Below are 22,010 nucleotides of genomic sequence, written 5' to 3' on the forward strand. Positions count from 1 at the left end.
GACCTGAGGGGGTGACCGGATGAGCCACTGTCACCCGAAGAACGATGCCAACTGCGCAGGGCCGGGTCCCGCCGGCTGCGGCTCCGCCGCCGACTCATCAGCCGCGGGCTCCGCGCCCGGCCGGGACACGGGTACCGGATACTCCAGCGCCTCCGCGTCCTCGTCCTGGTTCACCGTGGCGAACATCCAGTTGGCTTCGGCGAGTTGGTCCACCGCAGTGGCCAGCAGATAGTCGGAGACCGACCACTCCGCCGCCTCCCCGTGCAGTTCACGGGCCACCGCGCTGTCCCGGGGAAGATGCCGGAGCAGCACCGAGAGCCGCCGGGACGACAGCTCGCCGCGGTGCCAGTCGAGCAGATCGAGGCCGTAATGGCGGAGGAGGTCCGCCTCAAGGGCCTCGGCGTGTTCGTCGACGAACGCGCCGAGGCTCAGTCTTCCCCCAGGCCGAGCCCGGTCTCCTTGCCGTACGCCTCCAGGATCGCGGCGATGTCCTGCATGGTGATCTCGCGCTGGTCGAACCGCGCGTACTGCTTCTCACCGAGCAGCAGCCGCAGCAGACCGTCGACGTCGTTGTCGTCCAGGTCGCGCAGCTTGCGGGCGGTCGCCCGGGTCAGTTCGGTCGGCAACTCGAAGACGTCACCGTCGAGTTCGAAGGTCCAGGCGCGGCCGAGCGCTTCGAGGCGCTGGGCGCGGGCGGCGTTGACGTTGAAGCCGGACATACAAGGGCTCCTCTACGAAGGGCGAAAGTGCGGGGGAAAGGGAGGGCGTACGGCGGAACGGCGGTGGCGGGACCCCGGTCGAACCGGGGACCCGCCACCGCCACCGGAGCGCCTACGCGGCGCCGAAGGCCTTGTCCTTCATGATCCACGTGGCCAGGGTCGGGCTGTTCTCCGCGGCCAGCGCGGTGAAGGTGACCCCGAGCTTCAGCGAACCCGTACGGGTCAGCGCGATCTCCTCGGTCTCGGTGACCTGGCCCCGCGGGATGATGAAGCGGTACGTGACGTCGGCGCCGTCCTTGAACTCGATGCCGAGCTGACGCTCGTCCTGCTTCGGCTCGGACGCCAGCTTGTATTGGTAGGTGTCGCTCACGCCGGTTCCGGTCACGGACGTGACGGTGTCGCCGCCCATGAAGAACGACAGCGTGTCCTTGTTCAGCTGGAGGAGCTGGAACTTCACCGTTAGGTCGCGGTCGGAGTAGATGAACCGCGCCGGGCTCACCGACTGCCAGGTGTCGACCGGGTCGATCTTGTCCTTCTTGTTGAACTTGATGCCGTCGGTGGTGGTGTAGCCCAGCTCGGTCCAGCCGTCGGCCCACGTGTCGCCGGTGTGGGCCGGCGACGCCGGGCCGGTCGCGCCGGCCTTGGCGACCAGGATGCGGCCGCTGCCGGCCACACGGATCTGACTGCCGTTGTTGCCTGCCATGTCTGCTCCTCGGTGAGAGTGCGGTGCGGGGCCGCGATCGGCCCGCGCCGGTGTGCGGAAACGACGAAGGCCCCGCCGGTGGCGGGGCCTGCAAGAAAGAAACGCTCGGTGAAGCGGTGAAGCGGTCAGGCGGGCCGTACGGAGACCCGGACCGTGGAGAGATACCGGTTGCCGGCGGGGCGGTGGTAGTCAGGCAGCCAGCGCGGCCCGTCCGCCTCGGCGACATCGGTGACCGCTGCCCCGCCGTACGTGGTGCCGGAAAGGGTCAGGACAGCCGCACGGGCCGCCAGCGCGACGGTGTGCGCCGCCGTCTTGTCCGGCCCGTAGACCTCAAGGTCGATCAGCGGCTGGTCGAGGTGGAGATCGTCCACCCACGCACCGCCGACGCGGGAGACGAGGACGGCCTTCTGGGTGCCGTCGAAGCCGGGCGGGGGCCTGTTGTCGACCACCGCCCCGGCCAGTTCCGGCCGGTTCTTGAGGTGATCGACGACGAGCCGTTCCGCGTCCGGAAAGGCGAGGGGACTCACATGGACACTCCCTTCAGGGGGCCTGTGCCGCGGTGCTGCGGAAAACACAGAGCGGCAGGTCCGCCGCCCGGGTGTTCCGGGCGCAGCTCTGCCGCTGCCCCAACTGTGATCCATGGAGGCCGACTTCGCAACTCGATACGGGAACCGGCCGCGGCCAGCGGCCCGCACACGCCGAAGGGCGGCCACCCCCTGACGTACAGGGGTGACCGCCCTCAGGCGTTCAAGCGACAGCTCGCTTACTGGTTGTACGGACCGTAGTCGTAGTCCTCCAGCGGAACGGCCTGGCCGGAGCCCGTGCCGAACGGCGAGTAGTCGATGTCGTCGTAGCCGACGGCCGAGTACATCGCGGCCTTGGCCTCCTCGGTCGGCTCGACCCGGATGTTGCGGTAGCGGGACAGGCCCGTACCGGCCGGGATGAGCTTACCGATGATGACGTTCTCCTTGAGGCCGATCAGGGAGTCCGACTTGGCGTTGATCGCCGCGTCGGTGAGGACCCTGGTCGTCTCCTGGAAGGACGCCGCCGACAGCCACGACTCGGTGGCGAGCGAGGCCTTGGTGATACCCATCAGCTGCGGACGGCCGGAGGCGGGGTGACCGCCCTCGGTGACCACACGACGGTTCTCGGTCTCGAACTTCGACCGCTCGACCAGCTCGCCCGGAAGCAGCTCCGCGTCGCCGGACTCGATGATCGTCACGCGGCGGAGCATCTGCCGGATGATGATCTCGATGTGCTTGTCGTGGATCGACACGCCCTGCGAGTTGTAGACCTTCTGGACTTCGCCGACCAGGTGGACCTGGACCGCACGCTGGCCGAGGATGCGCAGCACGTCGTGCGGGTTGGTCGCACCGACGGTGAGCTTCTGGCCCACCTCGACCGCGTCGCCCTCGCCCACCAGGAGACGGGCACGCTTCGAGATCGGGAACGCCGTCTCGTCGCTGCCGTCGTCCGGGGTGACGACGAGCTTCTTGGTCTTCTCGGTCTCCTCGATCCGCACGCGGCCCTTGGCCTCGGAGATCGGGGCGACACCCTTCGGCGTACGGGCCTCGAAGAGCTCGACGACACGGGGCAGACCCTGGGTGATGTCGTCACCGGCCACACCACCGGTGTGGAAGGTACGCATCGTCAGCTGGGTACCGGGCTCACCGATGGACTGGGCGGCGATGATGCCGACCGCCTCACCGATGTCGACCAGCTTGCCGGTGGCGAGCGAGCGTCCGTAGCAGAAGGCACAGGTGCCGACCGCGGACTCACAGGTCAGGACCGAGCGGGTCTTGACCTCCTCGACGCCGGCGCCCACCAGGGCGTCGATCAGGACGTCACCGAGGTCGACGTTGGCAGGCGCGATGACCTTGCCGTCCACCACGACGTCCTCGGCGAGCATGCGGGCGTAGACCGAGGTCTCGACGTCGTCCGTCTTGCGGAGCACGCCGTCGGCGCCCTTGACCGCGATCTTCAGCTTCAGGCCGCGGTCGGTGCCGCAGTCCTCCTCGCGGATGATCACGTCCTGCGAGACGTCCACCAGACGACGGGTCAGGTAACCCGAGTCGGCGGTACGCAGGGCGGTGTCCGCCAGACCCTTACGGGCACCGTGCGTGGAGATGAAGTACTCCAGAACGGTGAGGCCCTCGCGGAAGGACGCCTTGATGGGACGGGGAATCGTCTCGTTCTTGGCGTTCGACACCAGACCACGCATACCCGCGATCTGACGCATCTGCATCATGTTTCCTCGGGCACCCGAGTCGACCATCATGAAGATGGGGTTCGTCTTCGGGAAGTTCGCGTTCATCGCCTCGGCAACCTCGTTGGTCGCCTTGGTCCAGATCGCGATGAGCTCCTGCGTGCGCTCGTCCTTGGTGATCAGACCGCGCTCGTACTGCTTCTGGACCTTCTCGTCCTGCTCCTCGTAGCCCTTGACGATGGCCTTCTTGGCCTCGGGCACGACGACGTCGGAGATGGCCACGGTGACGCCCGAACGGGTCGCCCAGTGGAAGCCCGCCGCCTTCAGGTTGTCGAGCGTCGCCGCCACGATGACCTTGGGGTAGCGCTCGGCCAGGTCGTTGACGATCTCGGAGAGCTGCTTCTTGCCCACCGAGTAGTCGACGAACGGGTAGTCCTCGGGCAGCAGCTCGTTGAAGAGCGCACGGCCCAGGGTGGTCCGCAGCCGGAAGGTGTCACCGGGCTGGTACTCCGGCTCGCCCTCCTCGGCGACCGGCGGCACCCAGCCACGCGGCGGCATGGTGCCGACCGGGAAGCGGATGTCGACCTTCGCCTGGAGCGACAGCTCGCGGGCGTCGAAGGCCATGGTGGCCTCGGCCGTGGAGCCGAACGCGCGGTCCGCGCCCTTGACGTTCCGGCCCTCGTCGTCCGTGGTGAGGAAGAAGAGGCCCAGCACCATGTCCTGGGTCGGCATGGTGACGGGACGACCGTCGGCCGGCTTCAGGATGTTGTTCGAGGACAGCATCAGGATGCGGGCCTCGGCCTGCGCCTCCGCGGAGAGCGGCAGGTGCACGGCCATCTGGTCACCGTCGAAGTCCGCGTTGAACGCGGTACAGACGAGCGGGTGGATCTGGATGGCCTTGCCCTCGACCAGCTGCGGCTCGAAGGCCTGGATGCCGAGGCGGTGCAGGGTGGGCGCACGGTTCAGCAGCACCGGGTGCTCGGCGATGACCTCTTCGAGGACGTCGTACACGACGGTGCGGCCACGCTCGACCATGCGCTTGGCCGACTTGATGTTCTGCGCGTGGTTCAGGTCCACCAGGCGCTTCATCACGAACGGCTTGAAGAGCTCCAGCGCCATCGCCTTCGGCAGACCGCACTGGTGCAGCTTGAGCTGCGGACCGACGACGATCACGGAACGCGCGGAGTAGTCCACGCGCTTGCCGAGGAGGTTCTGACGGAAACGGCCCTGCTTGCCCTTGAGCATGTCGCTCAGGGACTTCAGGGGGCGGTTACCGGGACCGGTGACCGGGCGACCGCGGCGGCCGTTGTCGAACAGCGTGTCGACGGCCTCCTGCAGCATCCGCTTCTCGTTGTTCACGATGATCTCGGGGGCACCGAGGTCAAGGAGACGCTTGAGGCGGTTGTTGCGGTTGATCACACGGCGGTACAGGTCGTTCAGGTCGGAGGTCGCGAAGCGGCCACCGTCCAGCTGCACCATCGGACGCAGGTCCGGCGGGATGACCGGCACGCAGTCGAGCACCATGCCCTTGGGCTTGTTGCTGGTCTGCAGGAACGCGGAGACGACCTTGAGGCGCTTGAGCGCACGGGTCTTCTTCTGGCCCTTGCCGGTACGGATGATCTCGCGGAGGCGCTCGGCCTCCTCGTCGAGGTCGAAGGACTCCAGGCGCTTCTGCAGCGCGGCGGCGCCCATGCAGCCGTCGAAGTACGTGCCGAAGCGGTCACGCAGCTCGCGGTAGAGCAGCTCGTCGCCCTCCAGGTCCTGGACCTTGAGGTTCTTGAAGCGGCTCCACACCTCGTCGAGGCGGTCGATCTCGCGCTGCGCACGGTCGCGCAGCTGCTTCATCTCACGCTCGGCGCCTTCGCGCACCTTGCGGCGCACGTCGGCCTTGGCGCCCTCGGCCTCCAGCTCGGCCAGGTCGGTCTCGAGCTTCTTGGCCCGGGCCTCCAGGTCGGCGTCGCGGCGGTTCTCGGTCTGCTGACGCTCGACGGAGACGTGGGCCTCCAGGGACGGCAGGTCGCGGGTACGACGCTCCTCGTCCACGAACGTGATCATGTACGCGGCGAAGTAGATGACCTTTTCCAGGTCCTTCGGCGCGAGGTCCAGCAGGTATCCGAGGCGCGAGGGAACGCCCTTGAAGTACCAGATGTGGGTGACGGGAGCGGCAAGCTCGATGTGGCCCATCCGCTCACGACGCACCTTGGCGCGAGTGACCTCGACGCCGCAGCGCTCGCAGATGATGCCCTTGAAGCGGACACGCTTGTACTTGCCGCAGTAGCACTCCCAGTCCCGGGTCGGACCGAAGATCTTCTCGCAGAAGAGTCCGTCCTTTTCGGGCTTGAGCGTGCGGTAGTTGATGGTCTCCGGCTTCTTGACTTCGCCGTGCGACCAGGTCCGGATGTCGTCCGCGGTGGCAAGGCCGATCCGCAGCTCGTCGAAGAAGTTGACGTCGAGCACTTGTCGTCAATCCCTCTTTCGGGGTCTCGTCTCAATCAATGGTCTGAACGGGTCCGGGGAGGGCCGGCCGCCTCGGGATGAGGCGGCCGGCCGGCCCGTCAGACCTCTTCGACGCTGCTCGGCTCGCGCCGGGACAGGTCGATACCGAGTTCCTCCGCCGCGCGGAAGACGTCCTCGTCCGTGTCGCGCATCTCGATGGACATGCCGTCCGAGGACAGCACCTCCACGTTGAGGCAGAGCGACTGCATTTCCTTGATGAGCACCTTGAAGGACTCGGGAATGCCGGGCTCGGGGATGTTCTCGCCCTTGACGATGGCCTCGTAGACCTTCACGCGGCCGGTCACGTCGTCGGACTTGATCGTCAGGAGCTCCTGGAGGGCGTACGCGGCGCCGTAAGCCTCAAGGGCCCACACCTCCATCTCACCGAAGCGCTGACCACCGAACTGCGCCTTACCACCCAGCGGCTGCTGCGTGATCATGGAGTACGGGCCGGTCGAACGCGCGTGGAGCTTGTCGTCGACCAGGTGGTGCAGCTTGAGGATGTACATGAACCCGACCGAGACCGGGTCCGGGAACGGCTCGCCGGAGCGGCCGTCGAACAGCTGGGCCTTGCCGGAGGGCTGGACCAGGCGGTCGCCGTCGCGGTTGGGGATCGTGGCCTCGAAGAGACCGGAGATCTCGTCCTCGCGCGCACCGTCGAAGACGGGCGTGGCGACGTTGGTGCCGGGGGCGACCTGGTCGGCGCCGATGGCCTGCAGGCGCTGGGCCCACTCGTCACCGAGGCCGGAGACGTCCCAGCCGCGGCTGGCGAGCCAGCCGAGGTGGATCTCCAGGACCTGTCCCGGGTTCATTCGGGACGGGACACCCAGCGGGTTGAGGATGATGTCGACCGGGGTGCCGTCCTCCAGGAACGGCATGTCCTCGATCGGCAGGATCTTGGAGATGACGCCCTTGTTGCCGTGACGGCCGGCGAGCTTGTCACCATCGGTGATCTTGCGCTTCTGCGCGACGTAGACGCGGACCAGCTGGTTCACGCCCGGCGGCAGCTCGTCGCCCTCTTCGCGGTCGAAGACGCGGACGCCGATGACCTTGCCGATCTCACCGTGCGGCACCTTCAGCGAGGTGTCGCGCACCTCGCGCGCCTTCTCACCGAAGATCGCGCGGAGCAGGCGCTCCTCGGGGGTCAGCTCGGTCTCACCCTTGGGCGTGACCTTGCCGACGAGGATGTCACCGGCGACGACCTCGGCACCGATACGGATGATGCCGCGCTCGTCGAGGTCGGCGAGGACCTCCTCGGAGACGTTCGGGATGTCCCGGGTGATCTCCTCCGGGCCGAGCTTGGTGTCACGGGCGTCGACCTCGTGCTCCTCGATGTGGATCGAGGAGAGGACGTCGTCCTGCACGAGGCGCTGCGACAGGATGATCGCGTCCTCGTAGTTGTGACCCTCCCACGGCATGAACGCCACGAGCAGGTTCTTGCCGAGGGCCATCTCACCGTTCTCGGTGGCCGGTCCGTCGGCGAGCACCTGGTCGGCGATGATCCGGTCGCCCTCGGAGACGACGACCTTCTGGTTGACCGAGGTGCCCTGGTTGGAGCGCATGAACTTGGCGATGCGGTACGTGGTGTACGTGCCGTCGTCGTTCGTGACGGTGATGTAGTCCGCGGAGACCTCCTGGACCACACCGTCCTTCTCGGCCTTGAGGACGTCGCCGGCGTCGGTGGCGCAGCGGTACTCCATGCCAGTGCCGACGAGCGGGGCCTCCGACTTAATCAGCGGCACCGCCTGACGCATCATGTTCGCGCCCATGAGGGCACGGTTGGCGTCGTCGTGCTCCAGGAAGGGGATCATCGCGGTGGCGACGGACACCATCTGGCGCGGCGAGACGTCCATGTAGTCGACGTCCGTGCCGGGCACGTAGTCGACCTCTCCGCCACGACGGCGGACCAGGACGCGCGGCTCGGTGAAGCGCAGCTCGTCGGAGAGCGTCGCGTTCGCCTGGGCGATGACGAAGCGGTCCTCCTCGTCGGCGGTGATGTAGTCGACGTCGTCGGTGACCTGGCCGTCGACGACCTTGCGGTACGGCGTCTCGATGAAGCCGAACGCGTTGACGCGGCCGTACGAGGCGAGCGAACCGATCAGACCGATGTTCGGGCCTTCGGGGGTCTCGATCGGGCACATGCGTCCGTAGTGGGACGGGTGCACGTCTCGGACCTCGAAGCCGGCCCGCTCACGGGAGAGACCACCCGGGCCAAGAGCCGACAGACGGCGCTTGTGGGTGAGACCCGACAGCGGGTTGTTCTGGTCCATGAACTGCGACAGCTGGCTGGTGCCGAAGAACTCCTTGATGGAGGCGACGACCGGCCGGATGTTGATCAGGGTCTGCGGCGTGATCGCCTCGACGTCCTGGGTGGTCATGCGCTCGCGCACGACGCGCTCCATCCGCGCCAGGCCCGTACGGACCTGGTTCTGGATGAGCTCGCCGACGTTGCGCAGACGACGGTTGCCGAAGTGGTCGATGTCGTCGGTCTCGACGACGATCTCCCGGCCGGACTCGCCGATCGTCTCGGTCTCGCCGGCGTGCAGCTTGACCAGGTACTTGATGGTCGCGATGACGTCGTCGGTGGTGAGCACCCCGGCGTCCAGCGGCTCATCGGCGCCGAGCTTCTTGTTCACCTTGTAGCGGCCGACCTTCGCGAGGTCGTAGCGCTTCGGGTTGAAGTAGAGGTTCTCGAGCAGCGTCTGAGCGGCCTCGCGGGTCGGCGGCTCGCCCGGACGCAGCTTGCGGTAGATGTCGAGCAGTGCGTCGTCCTGGCCCTGGGTGTGGTCCTTCTCCAGGGTGGCGCGCATGGACTCGTACTCGCCGAACTCCTCCAGGATCTGCTCGGTGGTCCAGCCGAGAGCCTTCAGGAGGACGGTGACGGACTGCTTGCGCTTGCGGTCGATGCGGACACCGACCATGTCGCGCTTGTCGATCTCCATCTCCAGCCAGGCACCCCGGGAGGGGATGATCTTGGCGGAGAAGATGTCCTTGTCGGACGTCTTGTCGATGGAGGAGTCGAAGTAGACACCCGGCGAGCGGACCAGCTGCGACACGACGACACGCTCGGTGCCGTTGATGACGAAGGTGCCCTTGTTGGTCATGAGCGGGAAGTCGCCCATGAAGACCGTCTGGGACTTGATCTCGCCGGTCTCGTTGTTGGTGAACTCGGCCGTGACGAAGAGCGGCGCGGCGAACGTGAAGTCGCGCTCCTTGCACTCGTCGATCGAGTTCTTCGGGGGCTCGAAACGGTGGTCGCGGAACGTGAGCGACATCGACCCGGAGAAGTCCTCGATCGGTGAGATCTCCTCGAAGATCTCCTCCAGGCCGGACTTGGTGGGGACGTCTTGTCCACTGTCCAGAGCAGCCTCGACGCGAGCCTTCCAGGCGGCGTTGCCGAGGAGCCAGTCAAAGCTCTCGGTCTGCAGCGCGAGGAGGTTCGGAACCTCGAGGGGCTCCTTGATCTTTGCAAAAGAGATGCGCAGCGGGGCGGTGCTGGCACCGTTGTTCGTATTCGCGGTCGAGGCGTTGCGCGAGGCGGCCAAGAGGGGGTCCTTCCGAGGGCTCGGACTCACTACGCGCGTACCGGTCCCACCCTGGACACAAAGACAGGCCGTTCCGAATCGGTCGTAAACGACCAGGTCGGAGGGGGTCGGTCATCGGTGCTTCAGCGTGGGCATGCCCCTGGTGACGGGCAGGAGGCAGCTAACAGGCAGCGCAAAGGGTCAGTGTAGCCAAGCGGCACACTGATGTCCAGTCGGGGTTCTCAGAGACCCACGTTGCTCTCAACAGCTGTTCTCAACACCTATGTCTTGCCCTCGCGCGGGGTGCGCGCTTCTTTACTTCCCGCTTCACTCTCGATCCATGCCTCGGATACGGATCGAAGTGATGACGCGTCCTGAGAATTGCGCGCCGCGTCCGGTTCGTCAAGGCCCGCCGGTCCGATCGGACCCGCCAGGAGCCTTCACCGGCCACCCCCGGGAACCTCGCGCGGCGCCCTGAGAGGCCCGCGGGAGGCGCACGGCGAAGATCACCCTACTCGTCACCGGCGGAAGAGCAAGGCACCCGCCCCGGGCACGCCGAAGGGCGACCACCCGGATGGGTGATCGCCCTTGGCGCGGGCACGTGACGTGCCCAGGGAGTCCCGAGGACTCCCGAGGTGTTACTTGACCTCGACGGAAGCGCCGGCGGCCTTGAGGGACTCGGCAGCCTTCTCGGCGGCCTCCTTGGCGACCTTCTCGAGGACCGGCTTCGGGGTGCCGTCGACGAGGTCCTTGGCCTCCTTCAGACCCAGCGAGGTCAGCTCACGCACGACCTTGATGACCTGGATCTTCTTCTCGCCGGCGCCGGTGAGGATGACGTCGAACTCGTCCTGCTCCTCAGCGGCCTCGGCAACGGCGCCCGGGCCGGCCGGACCGGCGACGGCGACGGCCGCGGCGGCGGTGACGTCGAACTTCTCCTCGAAGGCCTTCACGAACTCGGAGAGCTCGATGAGGGTCATCTCTTCGAACTGCGCGAGCAGGTCGTCCTGGGACAGCTTCGCCATGACAGGCGTCCTTCCACTATTCGGCAGGTGCCGGATGTATATGTCGGCGGGCGTACGTGGAGCCCGCTGGACCGCTGAGCGTGATTACTCGGCGGCCTCGGCGGGAGCCGGAGTACCGGCACCGCCCTGCTCTTCCTTCTTGGCGCGAAGAGCTTCCGCGGTGCGGACGAACTTGGAGGGCAGGGCCTGGAAGACCTGCGCCGCCTGCGTCTGCTTGCCCTTGAAAGCACCGGCCAGCTTGGAGAGCAGAACCTCGCGGGACTCGAGGTCCGCGAGCTTCTTGATCTCATCGGCGGACAGCGCCTTACCGTCAAGGACACCGCCCTTGATGATGAGGTTGGGGTTGTCCTTGGCGAAGTCACGAAGACCCTTCGCCGACTCCACCGGGTCACCGGTGACGAAGGCAACCGCCGTCGGACCCGAGAACAGGTCGTCCAGCGCGTCGATCCCGGCCTCGTTGGCCGCAATCTTGGTCAGCGTGTTCTTCACCACGGCGTACTGGGCGTTCTCACCGAGCGAACGACGCAGCGTCTTGAGCTGCGCCACGGTGAGACCCCGGTACTCGGTCAGCACGGCGGCATTCGAGCTGCGGAACTGGTCCGCGAGCTCGGCTACCGCGGCAGCCTTGTCGGGCCTTGCCATGAGCGTCGGCCTCCTTCCGGGTGATGAGGACCGCTCAGAAGGGGCCGGGAAAGACGAAACGCCCCAGCACAAGTGCCAGGGCGCAGCTCGACCGAACAGAGTCCGGGAGCGATTCCACAGTCACCTGCGCAGGTCGTCCGATCTAGCGGAACCTTCGGTCACCGTCCTCTTTCGAGACACAGCGACGACCAGCGGTCTTTGGCTTCCTGGTGAGAGTACGCGACCGGACGGGCGACGGGCAAATCCGTCCCTGTTCGCCCCGTGGAGAAGGTGTCAGGAGGCGCCGCCCGGGGTACCGCCCTGCTTCAGCAGCTCCTTGAAGTCCACGGTGTCCGAGGCCTCCGGCCGGTCCGAGGGGACCTCGGTGCCGTAGTCGCTGTAGAAGAGCGTGGAGTTGAACGTGCCGGTCTTCATCTCGCCGCGCTCGGTCTTCTTCACCAGCAGGTCGTTCTCGTCGACCCAGATGTCGACGGTCTGGGTGGTCACCCCGGCCAGCGCCAGCTGCTCCTTGAACGCGGCCAGCTGCTGCGCGTCCAGGTCGCTGTTCTTCGCGGTCAGCTCGGCCACGTCGATCGTGCCGGAGTAGTGCGTCGCGGCGACCCCGCGGACGTCCTCCTGGCCGACCTTCTTGACGTCGCCGGAGGCCAGGAGCGCCTTCACGCCCTGGTCGGGCGTGCTGTTCTGGATCTGGTCCTTCATGACGTCGCCGGAGGCACCGCCCAGCTCGGCGAGGTCCTTGTAGGAGTACCGGATCCAGTTCTTGCCGCCGGTGTTGGCCGCCATGCCGGCACCCAGGTTGGCGTAGTACTCGTCCTTGAAGTAGCGCGCCTCGACCGATCCGTCGCCGCCGGCCTTCTTCAGGGCTTCGCCCATGGTGCCGCCGGTGTACGTGATGGTGAGCGCGCCCGAGAGTCCGTCGGCCCAGCCGATGGCCCCGGACTGCTTCATGGACACCGCGCTGCCCATCTCGGTGGTGCCCTCGACCTTCGCGGACCGGGCGCCGCCGGTCTTCTGCTGCACCTGCTTCAGCGCGGCCACGGGGCTCGCCTTGGCGACGGCGTCCGCCTTGCCCTTCCCGGAGCCGCCGGCGCCGTCGGATCCACTGCAGGCCGCCATCGACGTCAGTGCCGCCGCGACGGCGAGAGCCGTACCCATGCGTCGTGCCGTGCTCGTCCTCATGGTGTCGGTCCACCCCTCGTATCGTCCGTCGTCCCCAGCAGCCCACAGTGGCACAGGGCACTGACAGGCGTGGGGCCTTACGGATACGAGGACGGGCCCCGCACCTCGAAAGGTTGCGGGGCCCGTTCACACAGTGCACGCGTACGACGCGGCTACCGGGTGAGCGCGAGGGCTCAGACGGCGGCCGGGTCCTCCTCGACGAGGAGGTTGCGGGTGCGGTTGGCGTCCAGCGGGATGCCGGGGCCCATCGTGGTCGTCAGAGCGGCCTTCTTGATGTAGCGGCCCTTGGCGGCGGACGGCTTCAGACGGAGGACTTCCTCCAGCGCTGCTGCGTAGTTCTCCACCAGCTTGGTCTCGTCGAACGAGACCTTGCCGATGATGAAGTGCAGGTTGGAGTGCTTGTCGACGCGGAACTCGATCTTTCCGCCCTTGATGTCGTTGACAGCCTTGACGACATCGGGGGTGACAGTGCCGGTCTTCGGGTTCGGCATCAGACCACGCGGACCGAGCACGCGGCCCAGGCGGCCGACCTTGCCCATGAGGTCCGGGGTGGCGACGACGGCGTCGAAGTCCAGACGGCCCTTCGCCACCTCGTCGATGAGCTCGTCGGCGCCGACGATGTCGGCTCCGGCGGCTTCCGCGGCCGCAGCACGGTCACCGGTCGCGAAGACCAGGACCCGGGCGGTCTTGCCGGTGCCGTGCGGGAGGTTCACGGTGCCGCGGACCATCTGGTCGGCCTTGCGCGGGTCGACACCCAGGCGGAAGGCGACCTCGACGGTGCCGTCGAACTTCGTGGTGGCGGTGTCCTTGGCGATACGGACGGCCTCGAGCGGGGCGTACACGCGCTCCCGGTCGATCTTGGCGTCCGCAGCGCGGAGGTTCTTGCTGCGCTTCACTTCTGCTCCTGTGGTTTCAGAGTGTGGAGTCGTGGTGCGGACCAGCGCTTGGCCCTACCACTGGGGGTTACGGGGCTGAATCAGCCTTCGACCGTGATGCCCATGGAACGGGCGGTGCCGGCGATGATCTTCGACGCGGCGTCGAGGTCATTGGCGTTCAGGTCGGGGAGCTTCGTCGTGGCGATCTCGCGGACCTGGGCAGCCGTCAGCTTGGCGACCTTGGTCTTGTGCGGCTCGCCGGAGCCCTTGTCCACACCCGCGGCCTTGAGGATCAGCTTGGCGGCCGGCGGAGTCTTGGTGATGAAGGTGAAGGAGCGGTCCTCGTAGACCGTGATCTCCACCGGCACGACCATGCCACGCTGCGACTCGGTCGCGGCGTTGTAGGCCTTGCAGAACTCCATGATGTTGACGCCGTGCTGACCGAGCGCGGGGCCGACCGGCGGGGCCGGGTTCGCCGCACCGGCGTTGATCTGGAGCTTGATAAGCCCCGTGACCTTCTTCTTCTTGGGAGGCATTGCTCTCTCCGGGTCCTAGTGAGAGTGTTTCGCCGCCATTCCGGTCATCCGGATGGAGGCATACCGCACAACGATAACGGGTATAGCTGTGCGACCAAAAACCCAGCAGGTCAGAGCGGCTGTGGAGCCCCTCTGACCTGCTGGGTAGGCATGTGTCCAGAAAGCGGCGGGAAGCGCCTAGTTCTTCTGGATCTGGTCGAAACTGAGCTCGACCGGAGTCTCGCGGCCGAAGATCTCGACGAGGCCCTTGACCTTCTTCGAGTCGGCGTTGATCTCGTTGATCGTGGCCTGCAGCGTGGCGAACGGGCCGTCGGTGACGGTGACCGAGTCGCCGACCTCGAAGTCCAGCACCTGGACCTCGACCTTGCGGGCCGGAGCCGGCTTGCCCTCGGCCTCGGCGGCCTCGCGGGCGGCCTTCTCCTCGGCCTCCGGGGCGAGCATCTTGACGATCTCGTCCAGGGTCAGCGGGTACGGGTCGTAGGCGTTGCCCACGAAGCCGGTGACGCCCGGCGTGTTGCGCACGACGCCCCAGGACTCGTTCGTCAGGTCCATGCGCACCAGCACGTAGCCGGGGAGCTTGTTCTGCCGGACGTTCTTGCGCTCGCCGTTCTTGATCTGGACGATTTCCTCTTCAGGCACCTCGGCCTGATAGATGAACTCCTCCACGTTCAGCGAGACGGCGCGCTGCTCCAGGTTGGCCTTCACGCGCTTCTCGTAACCGGCGTACGTGTGGATGACGTACCACTCGCCGGGGAGGGTGCGGAGCTCGTCGCGCAGGGCGGCGATGGGGTCGACGGGGGCGGCCGGCTCGGCCTCCTCCTCGTCGGCGGCCTCTTCCTCGACGTTCTCGGCGGTCTCGACGACCTCGGCGGCCTCTTCGGCTGCCGTGTCCTCGCCCTCGGCGGCTTCGGCCTGGTCCGGGTCCACGGAGTCAGCAGCCTCAACGATGTCGAGCTCGTCCTTGGCGGACTCCGAGGCGCCGGCCTCGGGCTCGACGGCGTCGTTCAGGTTCGGGTCAGACACGATGGCTGCTTCTTCCTGGATACAAAGGGTGGAACGTGCGAAAAGGGCGCCGGGGTCCGACGCCTTCCGCGTGATCAGCCGAAGACGTACTTGACGACCCGGGCGAAGCCCATGTCGAGAACGGTAACAAGACCGATCATGACGACGACGAACACGATCACCACGGAGGTGTACGTCGTGAGCTGGCTACGCGTCGGCCAGACAACCTTACGGAGTTCGGCGACGATCTGGCGGTAGAACAGCGCGAGCCGACCCAGAGGGCCCTTCTTGCCGCGCTTGCCGCCCTTCCGAGTCTTCTTCTTCGACTCGGGAGCTTCATCATCGGCATCAGGCATGTCGATGGAGCCCACGGCGTCCGTCACGCTACTCACCTGATTCCGGGTCGTGGCCGTGCCGCGCCCGGTGGAGCCGCACGGCTGTGCAATGAAGTACGTACATGCGCACACATCCTGGCGAAGGAGTGTGTAGCAGGGCCGGAGGGACTTGAACCCCCAACCGCTGGTTTTGGAGACCAGTGCTCTACCAATTGAGCTACGACCCTTGGTGGTTTCCACCAACCTACCGCATCTTCCCCGGTGACCGGGTGCAGGAACGGTGCGGCTGGTGAAGGCCAACGACAGGTGAGTGTACGTGCTCAGGGCCGCCGCGTCGAACAGACAACAACCGACCGGTCCTGTCCGGATGCTGTCCAGGTCCTGTCCGGTCCCTGAAACCCCTGCGCCGACGGCTTTCGCGGTCTGCGAGCATGGGGCCATGAGCGCTGCAACTTCACCGTCCGAGCGCCGGGTTTCCGCCCGCATCGGTGCGATCTCCGAGTCCGCGACCCTCGCCGTCGACGCCAAGGCCAAGGCCCTCAAGGCCGCCGGGCGTCCGGTGATCGGCTTCGGGGCCGGCGAACCCGACTTCCCGACGCCCGACTACATCGTCGACGCCGCGGTCGAGGCCTGCCGCAACCCGAAGTACCACCGCTACACCCCCGCGGGCGGGCTCCCCGAGCTCAAGGCCGCCATCGCGGAGAAGACGCTGCGCGACTCCGGCTACGAGGTCGACGCCAGCCAGATCCTGGTGACCAACGGCGGCAAGCAGGCCATCTACGAGGCCTTCGCCGCGATCCTCGACCCGGGCGACGAGGTCATCGTCCCCGCCCCGTACTGGACCACCTACCCCGAGTCGATCCGGCTCGCCGGCGGTGTCCCGGTCGAGGTCGTCGCGGACGAGACCACCGGCTACCGGGTCTCCGTCGAGCAGCTGGAGGCCGCGCGCACCGAGAAGACCAAGGTCGTCCTGTTCGTCTCGCCGTCCAACCCGACCGGCGCGGTCTACAGCGAGGCCGACGCCGAGGCGATCGGCCGCTGGGCCGTCGAGCACGGCCTGTGGGTCCTGACCGACGAGATCTACGAGCACCTCGTCTACGGCGACGCGACCTTCACCTCGCTCCCGGCGATCGTCCCGGAGCTGCGGGACAAGTGCATCGTCGTCAACGGCGTCGCCAAGACGTACGCGATGACCGGCTGGCGGGTGGGCTGGATCATCGGCCCCAAGGACGTCGTCAAGGCCGCGACCAACCTCCAGTCGCACGCCACCTCCAACGTCTCCAACGTGGCCCAGGTCGCCGCGCTCGCGGCCGTCTCCGGCCCGCTGGACGCCGTCGCCGAGATGCGTACCGCCTTCGACCGCCGCCGCAACCTCATCGTGCGGATGCTGAACGAGATCGACGGCGTGTTCTGCCCGGAGCCCGAGGGCGCGTTCTACGCCTACCCGACGGTGAAGGACCTGCTCGGCAAGGAGATCCGCGGCAAGCGCCCGGCCACCACGGTCGAGCTGGCCGCTCTGATCCTGGACGAGGCGGAGGTCGCCGTCGTGCCCGGAGAGGCCTTCGGCACCCCCGGCTACCTGCGCCTTTCCTACGCGCTGGGCGACAACGACCTGATCGAGGGCGTCTCGCGGATCCAGAAGCTGCTGGGCGAGGCCAAGGCCTGAGAAGCCCGCGCGTCAGTGCCCCCGGCCGGTGGAATTCCCTCCGGCCGGGGGCGCTTTTTTTGTTCGAGCAGCCCCCGGAAGGGGAAAGCGGCTACCGCTCCGGCCCGCCCGTGCGGCAGGATCTTCCGATGGAGCGTGATGTACGTCTGTTGCCCAAGGCCCACCTGCACCTGCACTTCACCGGGTCGATGCGGCCCACCACCCTGCTCGAACTCGCCGACAAGTACGGGGTCCATCTCCCCGACGCCCTGACCGGCGGCGAGCCGCCGAAACTGCGGGCGACCGACGAGCGCGGCTGGTTCCGTTTCCAGCGGCTCTACGACATCGCCCGGTCCTGCCTGCGGTCCCCCGAGGACATCCAGCGCCTGGTGCGCGAGAGCGCCCAGGAGGACGTCGCGGACGGCTCCGGCTGGCTGGAGATCCAGGTCGACCCCACCTCGTACGCCCCGCTGCTCGGCGGGCTCATCCCGGCCATCGAGATCATCCTGGACGCCGTGGACAGCGCCTCCCGGGACACCGGCCTGGACATGCGCGTGGTGATCGCCGCCAACCGGATGAAGCACCCGCTGGACGCCCGCACGCTGGCCCGGCTCGCCGTGCGGTACGCCGACCGGGGCGTCGTCGGCTTCGGGCTCTCCAACGACGAGCGGCGCGGGATGGCCCGCGACTTCGACCGGGCCTTCGCCATCGCCCGGGACGGCGGTCTGCTGGCCGCTCCGCACGGCGGGGAGCTGTCGGGGCCCTCCAGCGTGCGCGACTGCCTCGACGACCTGGACGCCTCGCGGATCGGCCACGGTGTGCGGGCCGCCGAGGACCCCCGGCTGCTGCGCAGGCTCGCCGAGCGGCAGATCACCTGCGAGGTGTGCCCGTCGTCCAATGTGGCGCTCGGCGTCTACGAGAAGCCCGCCGATGTCCCCTTGCGCACTCTGTTCGACGCGGGCGTGCCGATGGCGCTGGGAGCGGACGATCCGCTGCTGTTCGGTTCGCGGCTCGCCGCCCAGTACGAGCTGGTGCGCCGCCACCACGGCTTCACCGACGAGGAACTGGCCGAGCTGGCCCGCCAGTCGGTGCGCGGATCGGCGGCCCCCGTGGACGTACAGGCGAAGCTGCTGTCCGGGATCGACGACTGGCTGGCTAACTGATTCCGCCCAGCAGGGTGCGGGCGAGGGATGCGGCGAAGTCGTCCAGGGACTGCGGGGGTTCGCCGCCGGGAAGCGCCGCGTAGGCGAAGGCCCGCTGGGCGCAGGCGCCCAGCAGCAGGGAGGCGGCCGCGTAGGTGTCGGCGTCGGCCCGGACGCGGCCCGCGCCCTGTTCGGCGCGCAGATAGGCGTCGAGCTGCTGGATCGGCAGGTGGGGCCCGGCTTCCAGCCCTCCTACGCCCTGCTCATGGCGGCGCTTGAGCTGGGGTTCGGCGTACAGGGAGGCGGCCATCGGGAAGGTCTGCTCGTAGAACAGGGCGGCCTGTCGGGCGATCTCGGTCAGGTTCCCCTCGACGGCGCCCTGCCCGGCGGTCAGTTCGGTGAGGAGACCCCCGAGCCGGGGCAGCCGCTCCGCGAGGACGGTGACGAACAGGTCCTCCTTGCCGGAGAAGTATTTGTAGAGCGCCGCCTCCGAGCAGCCGGCCGCCTTGGCGATCTCCTTGGTGGTGGTCCGGGCGAGGCCGATGGAGAGCATCAGCTCGTGCGCCGCGTCGACGATCCGGACGCGGGTGGGCTTCTGGTCCATACGTACTCCAACAGGCCGTGACCCGGAGATCTTGACGACCGGGCGGGGGGACCCACTCTAGAGGTTAGTAAATACTCACCCACCCCGGAGCGCGCTATGAGGATCCCCGGGCCGGAAGGCAAACGGGGTCGCCGAGCGGCTGACCCGGCGGATCGTGGCGGCGATGGAGGCCGAGGGCACCCGGCGGCTGGTGGTGGTGAGCGCGGTTCCGGTGGGCCCCCAGGCGCCGGGCGATCCGCTGATCGACCGGCTCTCCCGCAAGGCGGTCGGCGCGGTTCTGGCGGAGCTGTACGCCGATCTCGCCCGGATGGAGGCGGTGCTGCCGCCGGCGCGACGGACTGGACCGCGGTGCGCCCGCCGAGGCTGACGGACGGGCCGCGCACGGGTGTCTACCGGAAGGCCGTGGGCGGCACGCCGCGCAGCAGCCGGACCGTCTCCCGGGCCGACGTGGCGCACGCGATGCTCGCGCTGATCGACGACCCGGCGGCCGTGAAGCAGGGCGTGGGCATCGCGTACTGAGCGCGTACGCCCCGCGCGCCCCTAGAGGCTGACGCCGACCGTCACCGGCTCGTTGACCAGGGTGACGCCGAAGGCCGCGTGCACCCCCGCGACGACCTCGCGGGCCAGGGCGAGCAGGTCCTCGGTGGTGGCCGCGCCCCGGTTGGTGAGGGCGAGGGTGTGCTTGGTGGAGATCCGGGCGGGGCCGCTGCCGTACCCCTTGGTGAATCCGGCCCGGTCGATCAGCCAGGCCGCCGAGGTCTTGGTACGGCCGTCCTCAGCGGGGAACGCCGGGGGCGTCACGTCCGGCCCGAGGCGGTCATGGACCCGGCCGAGGAACTCCTGGAACGCGGCCGGTTCGAGGATCGGGTTGGTGAAGAAGGACCCCGCGGACCAGGTGTCGTGATCCTCCGCGTCCAGCACCATGCCCTTGCCCGCACGCAGCCGCAGGACGGTCTCACGGGCGTCCGGCAGCGGGACGCGGTCGCCCTGCTCGACGCCCATGGCCCTGGCCGTTTCGGGGTACTTCAGGGGCGCGGAAAGCCCGTTCGCCTCTTCCAGCTCGAATCGGACACGCAGCACCACGAAGCGGTCGGGTTCGGCCTTGAAGCGGCTGTGACGGTACGAGAACGCGCACTCCGTGTTCGGAATCGTCACGGTCTCCTGGGTGCTCCGGTCGTAGGCGACGACCTCCGTGATGGTGGAGGACACCTCCTGTCCGTACGCGCCGACGTTCTGAATGGGTGTCGCGCCCGCCGATCCGGGGATGCCAGCCAGGCACTCGATGCCCGCGAGGCCCGCCTCGACGGTCCGGGCGACGGCGTCGGTCCACACTTCTCCGGCCGCCAGCTCCAGTGACGTACCGGAGAGCTCGAAGCCCTTCGTGGCGATGCGCAGCGCCGTGCCGTCGAAGCCCTTGTCCCCGATGACCAGGTTGGAGCCGCCGCCGACGATCAGCAGCGGGGTGCCGCTCGCGTCGGCCTCGCGGACGGCCGCGATCACCTCGGCGTCGGTCGTGGCGGTCAGCAGCCGGGCGGCGGGGCCGCCGAGCCGGAAGGTGGTCAGGGGGGCGAGGGGAGCGTCGTGGAGTTCCTGCACGGGGACAAGAGTACGGTCCGCGCCCCCGCCGCTCGTGCGGGGCCACGGACCGTACGCCGGGGTCCGGCGGCTCGGACGGCCGCGTCTCAGGCGAGCCGGACCACGGCCCGGGACATCCCCAGCACCTTCTTGCCGTCGCACATCGCGACCAGGTCCACCCGGACCAGGTTGTCGTCCAGCTTCGCCGCGACCTTGCCGCTGACCTCGATCAGCGCACCCTTGTCGTCGTTGGGCACGACGACCGGCTTGGTGAACCGCACCCCGTAGTCGACGACCGCGCCCGGGTCGCCGGCCCAGTCCGTGACGACCCGGACCGCCTCGGCCATCGTGAACATGCCGTGCGCGATCACGTCCGGCAGTCCGACCTCGCGCGCGAACTTCTCGTTCCAGTGGATCGGGTTGAAGTCGCCCGAGGCGCCCGCGTACTGCACGAGCGTGGCCCGCGTCACCGGGAACGACTGCGCCGGCAGCTCCGTGCCGACCTCGACCGACCCGTAAGAGACCTTCGCCGTCATCACGCCTCCTCGGCGGCGCGCGCCACCAGCTTCGTGACCGCCGTGACCACCAGCTCGCCGGCCTCGTCGTGCACATCCCCGCGAATGTCGAGAACGTCGTTGCCCGCCAGGGACTTGATGCTCTCGATCGTCGACGTGACCGTCAGCCGGTCCCCCGCCCGCACCGGGCGCACGTAACGGAACTTCTGGTCCCCGTGGACCACGCGGCTGTAGTCCAGGCCCAGCTGCGGGTCCTGCACCACCACTCCGGCGGCCCGGTAGGTGATCGAGAAGACGAACGTGGGCGGCGCGATCACATCGGCGTGACCGAGCGCACGGGCGGCCTCCCGGTCGACGTACGCCGGGTGGGTGTCACCCACCGCCTCGGCGAACTCGCGGATCTTCTCCCGGCCGACCTCGTACGCCGGAGTGGGCGGATAGGTCCGCCCCACGAAGGACTGGTCGAGCGCCATGAGCTCGCTACCTCCTGAGAAACCTGGTGAAAGACGAACAAGGGCCCGCCCCCGTGCGGGGAGCGACCTCATACAACGACACGAGGCCGCCCCCAGAGGGGACGGCCTCGTGTACGAGCCTGATTCAGCGCGTTTCGCGGTGCGCGGTGTGCGAGTTGCAGCGCGGGCAGTGCTTCTTCATCTCAAGACGGTCCGGGTTGTTACGCCGGTTCTTCTTGGTGATGTAGTTCCGCTCCTTGCACTCCACGCAGGCCAGCGTGATCTTCGGGCGGACGTCGGTGGCAGCCACGTGAGTGCTCCTTGGACGGACGTTGGACGGATGAACGCATAAAAGGGTAGCCGATCGAAGGACCGACCCAACAATCGGCTACCGTTAGTAGCGGTGACCGGACTTGAACCGGTGACACAGCGATTATGAGCCGCTTGCTCTACCGACTGAGCTACACCGCTTTGATGATGAGTCCCCCCGCCGAAGCGGGGTTTCCCGATCACCAGAGCCCCAATGCGGAATCGAACCGCAGACCTTCTCCTTACCATGGAGACGCTCTACCGACTGAGCTATTGGGGCGAGCGATGAAGACATTACACGGTCCTCGGCCGGTTGCCCAAATCCGTTTGTGCCGCACCCTCCGGCCCCCTGTCCGGGGCCTCCCACACCCCCTGATCAGGCCTTGATCCAGGACGCGTCCGACCGCGGACCCGGCCCGCTCCGGGGTCGGCGCAGGCGCACCGGTACGACTATTCCGCTCCTCCCGGAAGCCGCCCCCGCACGCCCCTAGGGTGTGGTCACTCCGTGTGATCTTGCACCCCTCCCAGG

At 67.9% G+C, this 22,010-nt stretch carries 20 protein-coding genes, 3 tRNA genes and 1 pseudogene; 3 read left to right on the forward strand and 21 right to left on the reverse strand.

All coding sequences use genetic code 11. From position 1 onward, the window contains the following. Positions 1-30: 30 nt before the first annotated feature. The 14 genes from IE134_RS02240 to IE134_RS02305 all read right to left on the reverse strand — a co-directional run bounded on the left by IE134_RS02240 (position 31) and on the right by IE134_RS02305 (position 15,466). Positions 31-357, reverse strand: a complete 327-nt coding sequence (locus tag IE134_RS02240; protein ID WP_098016911.1) for a hypothetical protein — start codon at positions 355-357, stop codon at positions 31-33. 71 nt (positions 358-428) lie between these two features. Then, the gene (locus IE134_RS02245) at positions 429-719 is read right to left on the reverse strand and encodes a hypothetical protein (RefSeq protein WP_098016910.1); all 291 of its coding nucleotides are present in this window, start codon (positions 717-719) and stop codon (positions 429-431) included. A 112-nt stretch (positions 720-831) separates the two neighbouring features. Further along, positions 832-1,422: a phage tail tube protein gene (locus tag IE134_RS02250; RefSeq protein WP_098016909.1), complete on the reverse strand. Its 591-nt coding sequence runs from the start codon at positions 1,420-1,422 to the stop codon at positions 832-834. 125 nt (positions 1,423-1,547) lie between these two features. Continuing rightward, positions 1,548-1,949 carry a hypothetical protein gene (locus tag IE134_RS02255; protein ID WP_098016908.1) on the reverse strand — a complete coding sequence of 134 codons (402 nt, stop codon included), beginning with the start codon at positions 1,947-1,949 and terminating at the stop codon, positions 1,548-1,550. 236 nt (positions 1,950-2,185) lie between these two features. Further along, positions 2,186-6,085: a DNA-directed RNA polymerase subunit beta' gene (locus tag IE134_RS02260; protein WP_189429452.1), complete on the reverse strand. Its 3,900-nt coding sequence runs from the start codon at positions 6,083-6,085 to the stop codon at positions 2,186-2,188. A gap of 98 nt (positions 6,086-6,183) precedes the next feature. Beyond that, positions 6,184-9,669, reverse strand: a complete 3,486-nt coding sequence (gene rpoB / locus IE134_RS02265) for a DNA-directed RNA polymerase subunit beta (RefSeq protein ID WP_030709188.1) — start codon at positions 9,667-9,669, stop codon at positions 6,184-6,186. Positions 9,670-10,286: 617 nt separating this feature from the next. Then, positions 10,287-10,670 (reverse strand): 50S ribosomal protein L7/L12, encoded by a 384-nt coding sequence (gene rplL, locus IE134_RS02270; protein WP_010058811.1) that lies wholly within the window; start codon positions 10,668-10,670, stop codon positions 10,287-10,289. 84 nt (positions 10,671-10,754) lie between these two features. After that, positions 10,755-11,312, reverse strand: coding sequence for a 50S ribosomal protein L10 (gene rplJ / locus IE134_RS02275; RefSeq protein ID WP_018490790.1), 558 nt, complete (start codon positions 11,310-11,312; stop codon positions 10,755-10,757). 273 nt (positions 11,313-11,585) lie between these two features. Further along, positions 11,586-12,491, reverse strand: a complete 906-nt coding sequence (locus IE134_RS02280) for an SCO4651 family lipoprotein (RefSeq protein ID WP_030709190.1) — start codon at positions 12,489-12,491, stop codon at positions 11,586-11,588. Positions 12,492-12,664: 173 nt separating this feature from the next. Next, positions 12,665-13,387 carry a 50S ribosomal protein L1 gene (gene rplA, locus IE134_RS02285; protein ID WP_010058815.1) on the reverse strand — a complete coding sequence of 241 codons (723 nt, stop codon included), beginning with the start codon at positions 13,385-13,387 and terminating at the stop codon, positions 12,665-12,667. Positions 13,388-13,467: 80 nt separating this feature from the next. Continuing rightward, a complete protein-coding gene (gene rplK, locus IE134_RS02290) occupies positions 13,468-13,902 on the reverse strand; it encodes a 50S ribosomal protein L11 (protein WP_010058817.1) in 435 nt (144 codons plus the stop codon). Between the two features lie 177 nt (positions 13,903-14,079). Further along, positions 14,080-14,925, reverse strand: a complete 846-nt coding sequence (gene nusG, locus IE134_RS02295; protein ID WP_097880424.1) for a transcription termination/antitermination protein NusG — start codon at positions 14,923-14,925, stop codon at positions 14,080-14,082. Positions 14,926-14,999: 74 nt separating this feature from the next. Beyond that, on the reverse strand, positions 15,000-15,287 hold the full coding sequence (gene secE, locus IE134_RS02300) for a preprotein translocase subunit SecE (protein ID WP_010071801.1): 288 nt from the start codon (positions 15,285-15,287) through the stop codon (positions 15,000-15,002). 106 nt (positions 15,288-15,393) lie between these two features. Next, positions 15,394-15,466: transfer RNA gene (locus tag IE134_RS02305), tRNA-Trp, on the reverse strand. 212 nt (positions 15,467-15,678) lie between these two features. On the opposite strand from IE134_RS02305, the gene IE134_RS02310 reads away from it, so the two are divergent. Together IE134_RS02310 and IE134_RS02315 are read left to right on the forward strand one after the other, a co-directional pair. Further along, positions 15,679-16,905: a pyridoxal phosphate-dependent aminotransferase gene (locus IE134_RS02310; RefSeq protein WP_030709194.1), complete on the forward strand. Its 1,227-nt coding sequence runs from the start codon at positions 15,679-15,681 to the stop codon at positions 16,903-16,905. 128 nt (positions 16,906-17,033) lie between these two features. Further along, positions 17,034-18,047, forward strand: a complete 1,014-nt coding sequence (locus IE134_RS02315; protein ID WP_097880422.1) for an adenosine deaminase — start codon at positions 17,034-17,036, stop codon at positions 18,045-18,047. Here the strand turns inward: IE134_RS02315 and IE134_RS02320 are convergent. Then, positions 18,040-18,630 (reverse strand): TetR/AcrR family transcriptional regulator, encoded by a 591-nt coding sequence (locus IE134_RS02320; protein ID WP_098016907.1) that lies wholly within the window; start codon positions 18,628-18,630, stop codon positions 18,040-18,042. The genes IE134_RS02315 and IE134_RS02320 overlap by 8 nt on opposite strands. Positions 18,631-18,730: 100 nt before the next feature. Between IE134_RS02320 and IE134_RS02325 the strand changes: the two are divergent. Then, positions 18,731-19,149, forward strand: a pseudogene (locus IE134_RS02325) (NAD(P)-dependent oxidoreductase); the annotation flags it as partial. A 21-nt stretch (positions 19,150-19,170) separates the two neighbouring features. Here IE134_RS02325 and IE134_RS02330 read toward each other — a convergent pair. The 6 genes from IE134_RS02330 to IE134_RS02355 all read right to left on the reverse strand — a co-directional run bounded on the left by IE134_RS02330 (position 19,171) and on the right by IE134_RS02355 (position 21,761). After that, a complete protein-coding gene (locus IE134_RS02330; protein WP_030709200.1) occupies positions 19,171-20,226 on the reverse strand; it encodes a UDP-N-acetylmuramate dehydrogenase in 1,056 nt (351 codons plus the stop codon). 86 nt (positions 20,227-20,312) lie between these two features. Further along, positions 20,313-20,741, reverse strand: a complete 429-nt coding sequence (locus IE134_RS02335; RefSeq protein ID WP_006126862.1) for a MaoC family dehydratase — start codon at positions 20,739-20,741, stop codon at positions 20,313-20,315. Then, on the reverse strand, positions 20,741-21,193 hold the full coding sequence (locus IE134_RS02340) for a MaoC family dehydratase N-terminal domain-containing protein (protein WP_010058828.1): 453 nt from the start codon (positions 21,191-21,193) through the stop codon (positions 20,741-20,743). Before IE134_RS02340 ends, IE134_RS02335 begins: the two co-directional genes overlap by 1 nt. A gap of 124 nt (positions 21,194-21,317) precedes the next feature. Then, positions 21,318-21,482: a 50S ribosomal protein L33 gene (gene rpmG, locus IE134_RS02345; protein ID WP_003956487.1), complete on the reverse strand. Its 165-nt coding sequence runs from the start codon at positions 21,480-21,482 to the stop codon at positions 21,318-21,320. Positions 21,483-21,570: 88 nt separating this feature from the next. Then, positions 21,571-21,643, reverse strand: a tRNA-Met gene (locus tag IE134_RS02350). A 45-nt stretch (positions 21,644-21,688) separates the two neighbouring features. Then, positions 21,689-21,761, reverse strand: a tRNA-Thr gene (locus IE134_RS02355). Positions 21,762-22,010: the final 249 nt, after the last annotated feature.

Origin of the sequence: Streptomyces rubiginosohelvolus (genome assembly GCF_014649875.1) — a bacterium.
GTDB lineage: Bacteria > Actinomycetota > Actinomycetes > Streptomycetales > Streptomycetaceae > Streptomyces > Streptomyces rubiginosohelvolus.

Excerpts from the sequence above, each read along its gene's own strand:
- IE134_RS02245 (WP_098016910.1), bottom strand. The coding sequence starts at position 719 with ATGTCCGGCTTCAACGTCAACGCCGCCCGCGCCCAGCGCCTCGAAGCG.
- IE134_RS02250 (WP_098016909.1), bottom strand. The coding sequence starts at position 1,422 with ATGGCAGGCAACAACGGCAGTCAGATCCGTGTGGCCGGCAGCGGCCGC.
- rplL (WP_010058811.1), bottom strand. The coding sequence starts at position 10,670 with ATGGCGAAGCTGTCCCAGGACGACCTGCTCGCGCAGTTCGAAGAGATG.
- rplJ (WP_018490790.1), bottom strand. The coding sequence starts at position 11,312 with ATGGCAAGGCCCGACAAGGCTGCCGCGGTAGCCGAGCTCGCGGACCAG.
- IE134_RS02280 (WP_030709190.1), bottom strand. The coding sequence starts at position 12,491 with ATGAGGACGAGCACGGCACGACGCATGGGTACGGCTCTCGCCGTCGCG.
- rplK (WP_010058817.1), bottom strand. The coding sequence starts at position 13,902 with ATGCCTCCCAAGAAGAAGAAGGTCACGGGGCTTATCAAGCTCCAGATC.
- IE134_RS02310 (WP_030709194.1), top strand. The coding sequence starts at position 15,679 with ATGAGCGCTGCAACTTCACCGTCCGAGCGCCGGGTTTCCGCCCGCATC.
- IE134_RS02315 (WP_097880422.1), top strand. The coding sequence starts at position 17,034 with ATGGAGCGTGATGTACGTCTGTTGCCCAAGGCCCACCTGCACCTGCAC.
- IE134_RS02320 (WP_098016907.1), bottom strand. The coding sequence starts at position 18,630 with ATGGACCAGAAGCCCACCCGCGTCCGGATCGTCGACGCGGCGCACGAG.
- IE134_RS02335 (WP_006126862.1), bottom strand. The coding sequence starts at position 20,741 with ATGACGGCGAAGGTCTCTTACGGGTCGGTCGAGGTCGGCACGGAGCTG.
- IE134_RS02340 (WP_010058828.1), bottom strand. The coding sequence starts at position 21,193 with ATGGCGCTCGACCAGTCCTTCGTGGGGCGGACCTATCCGCCCACTCCG.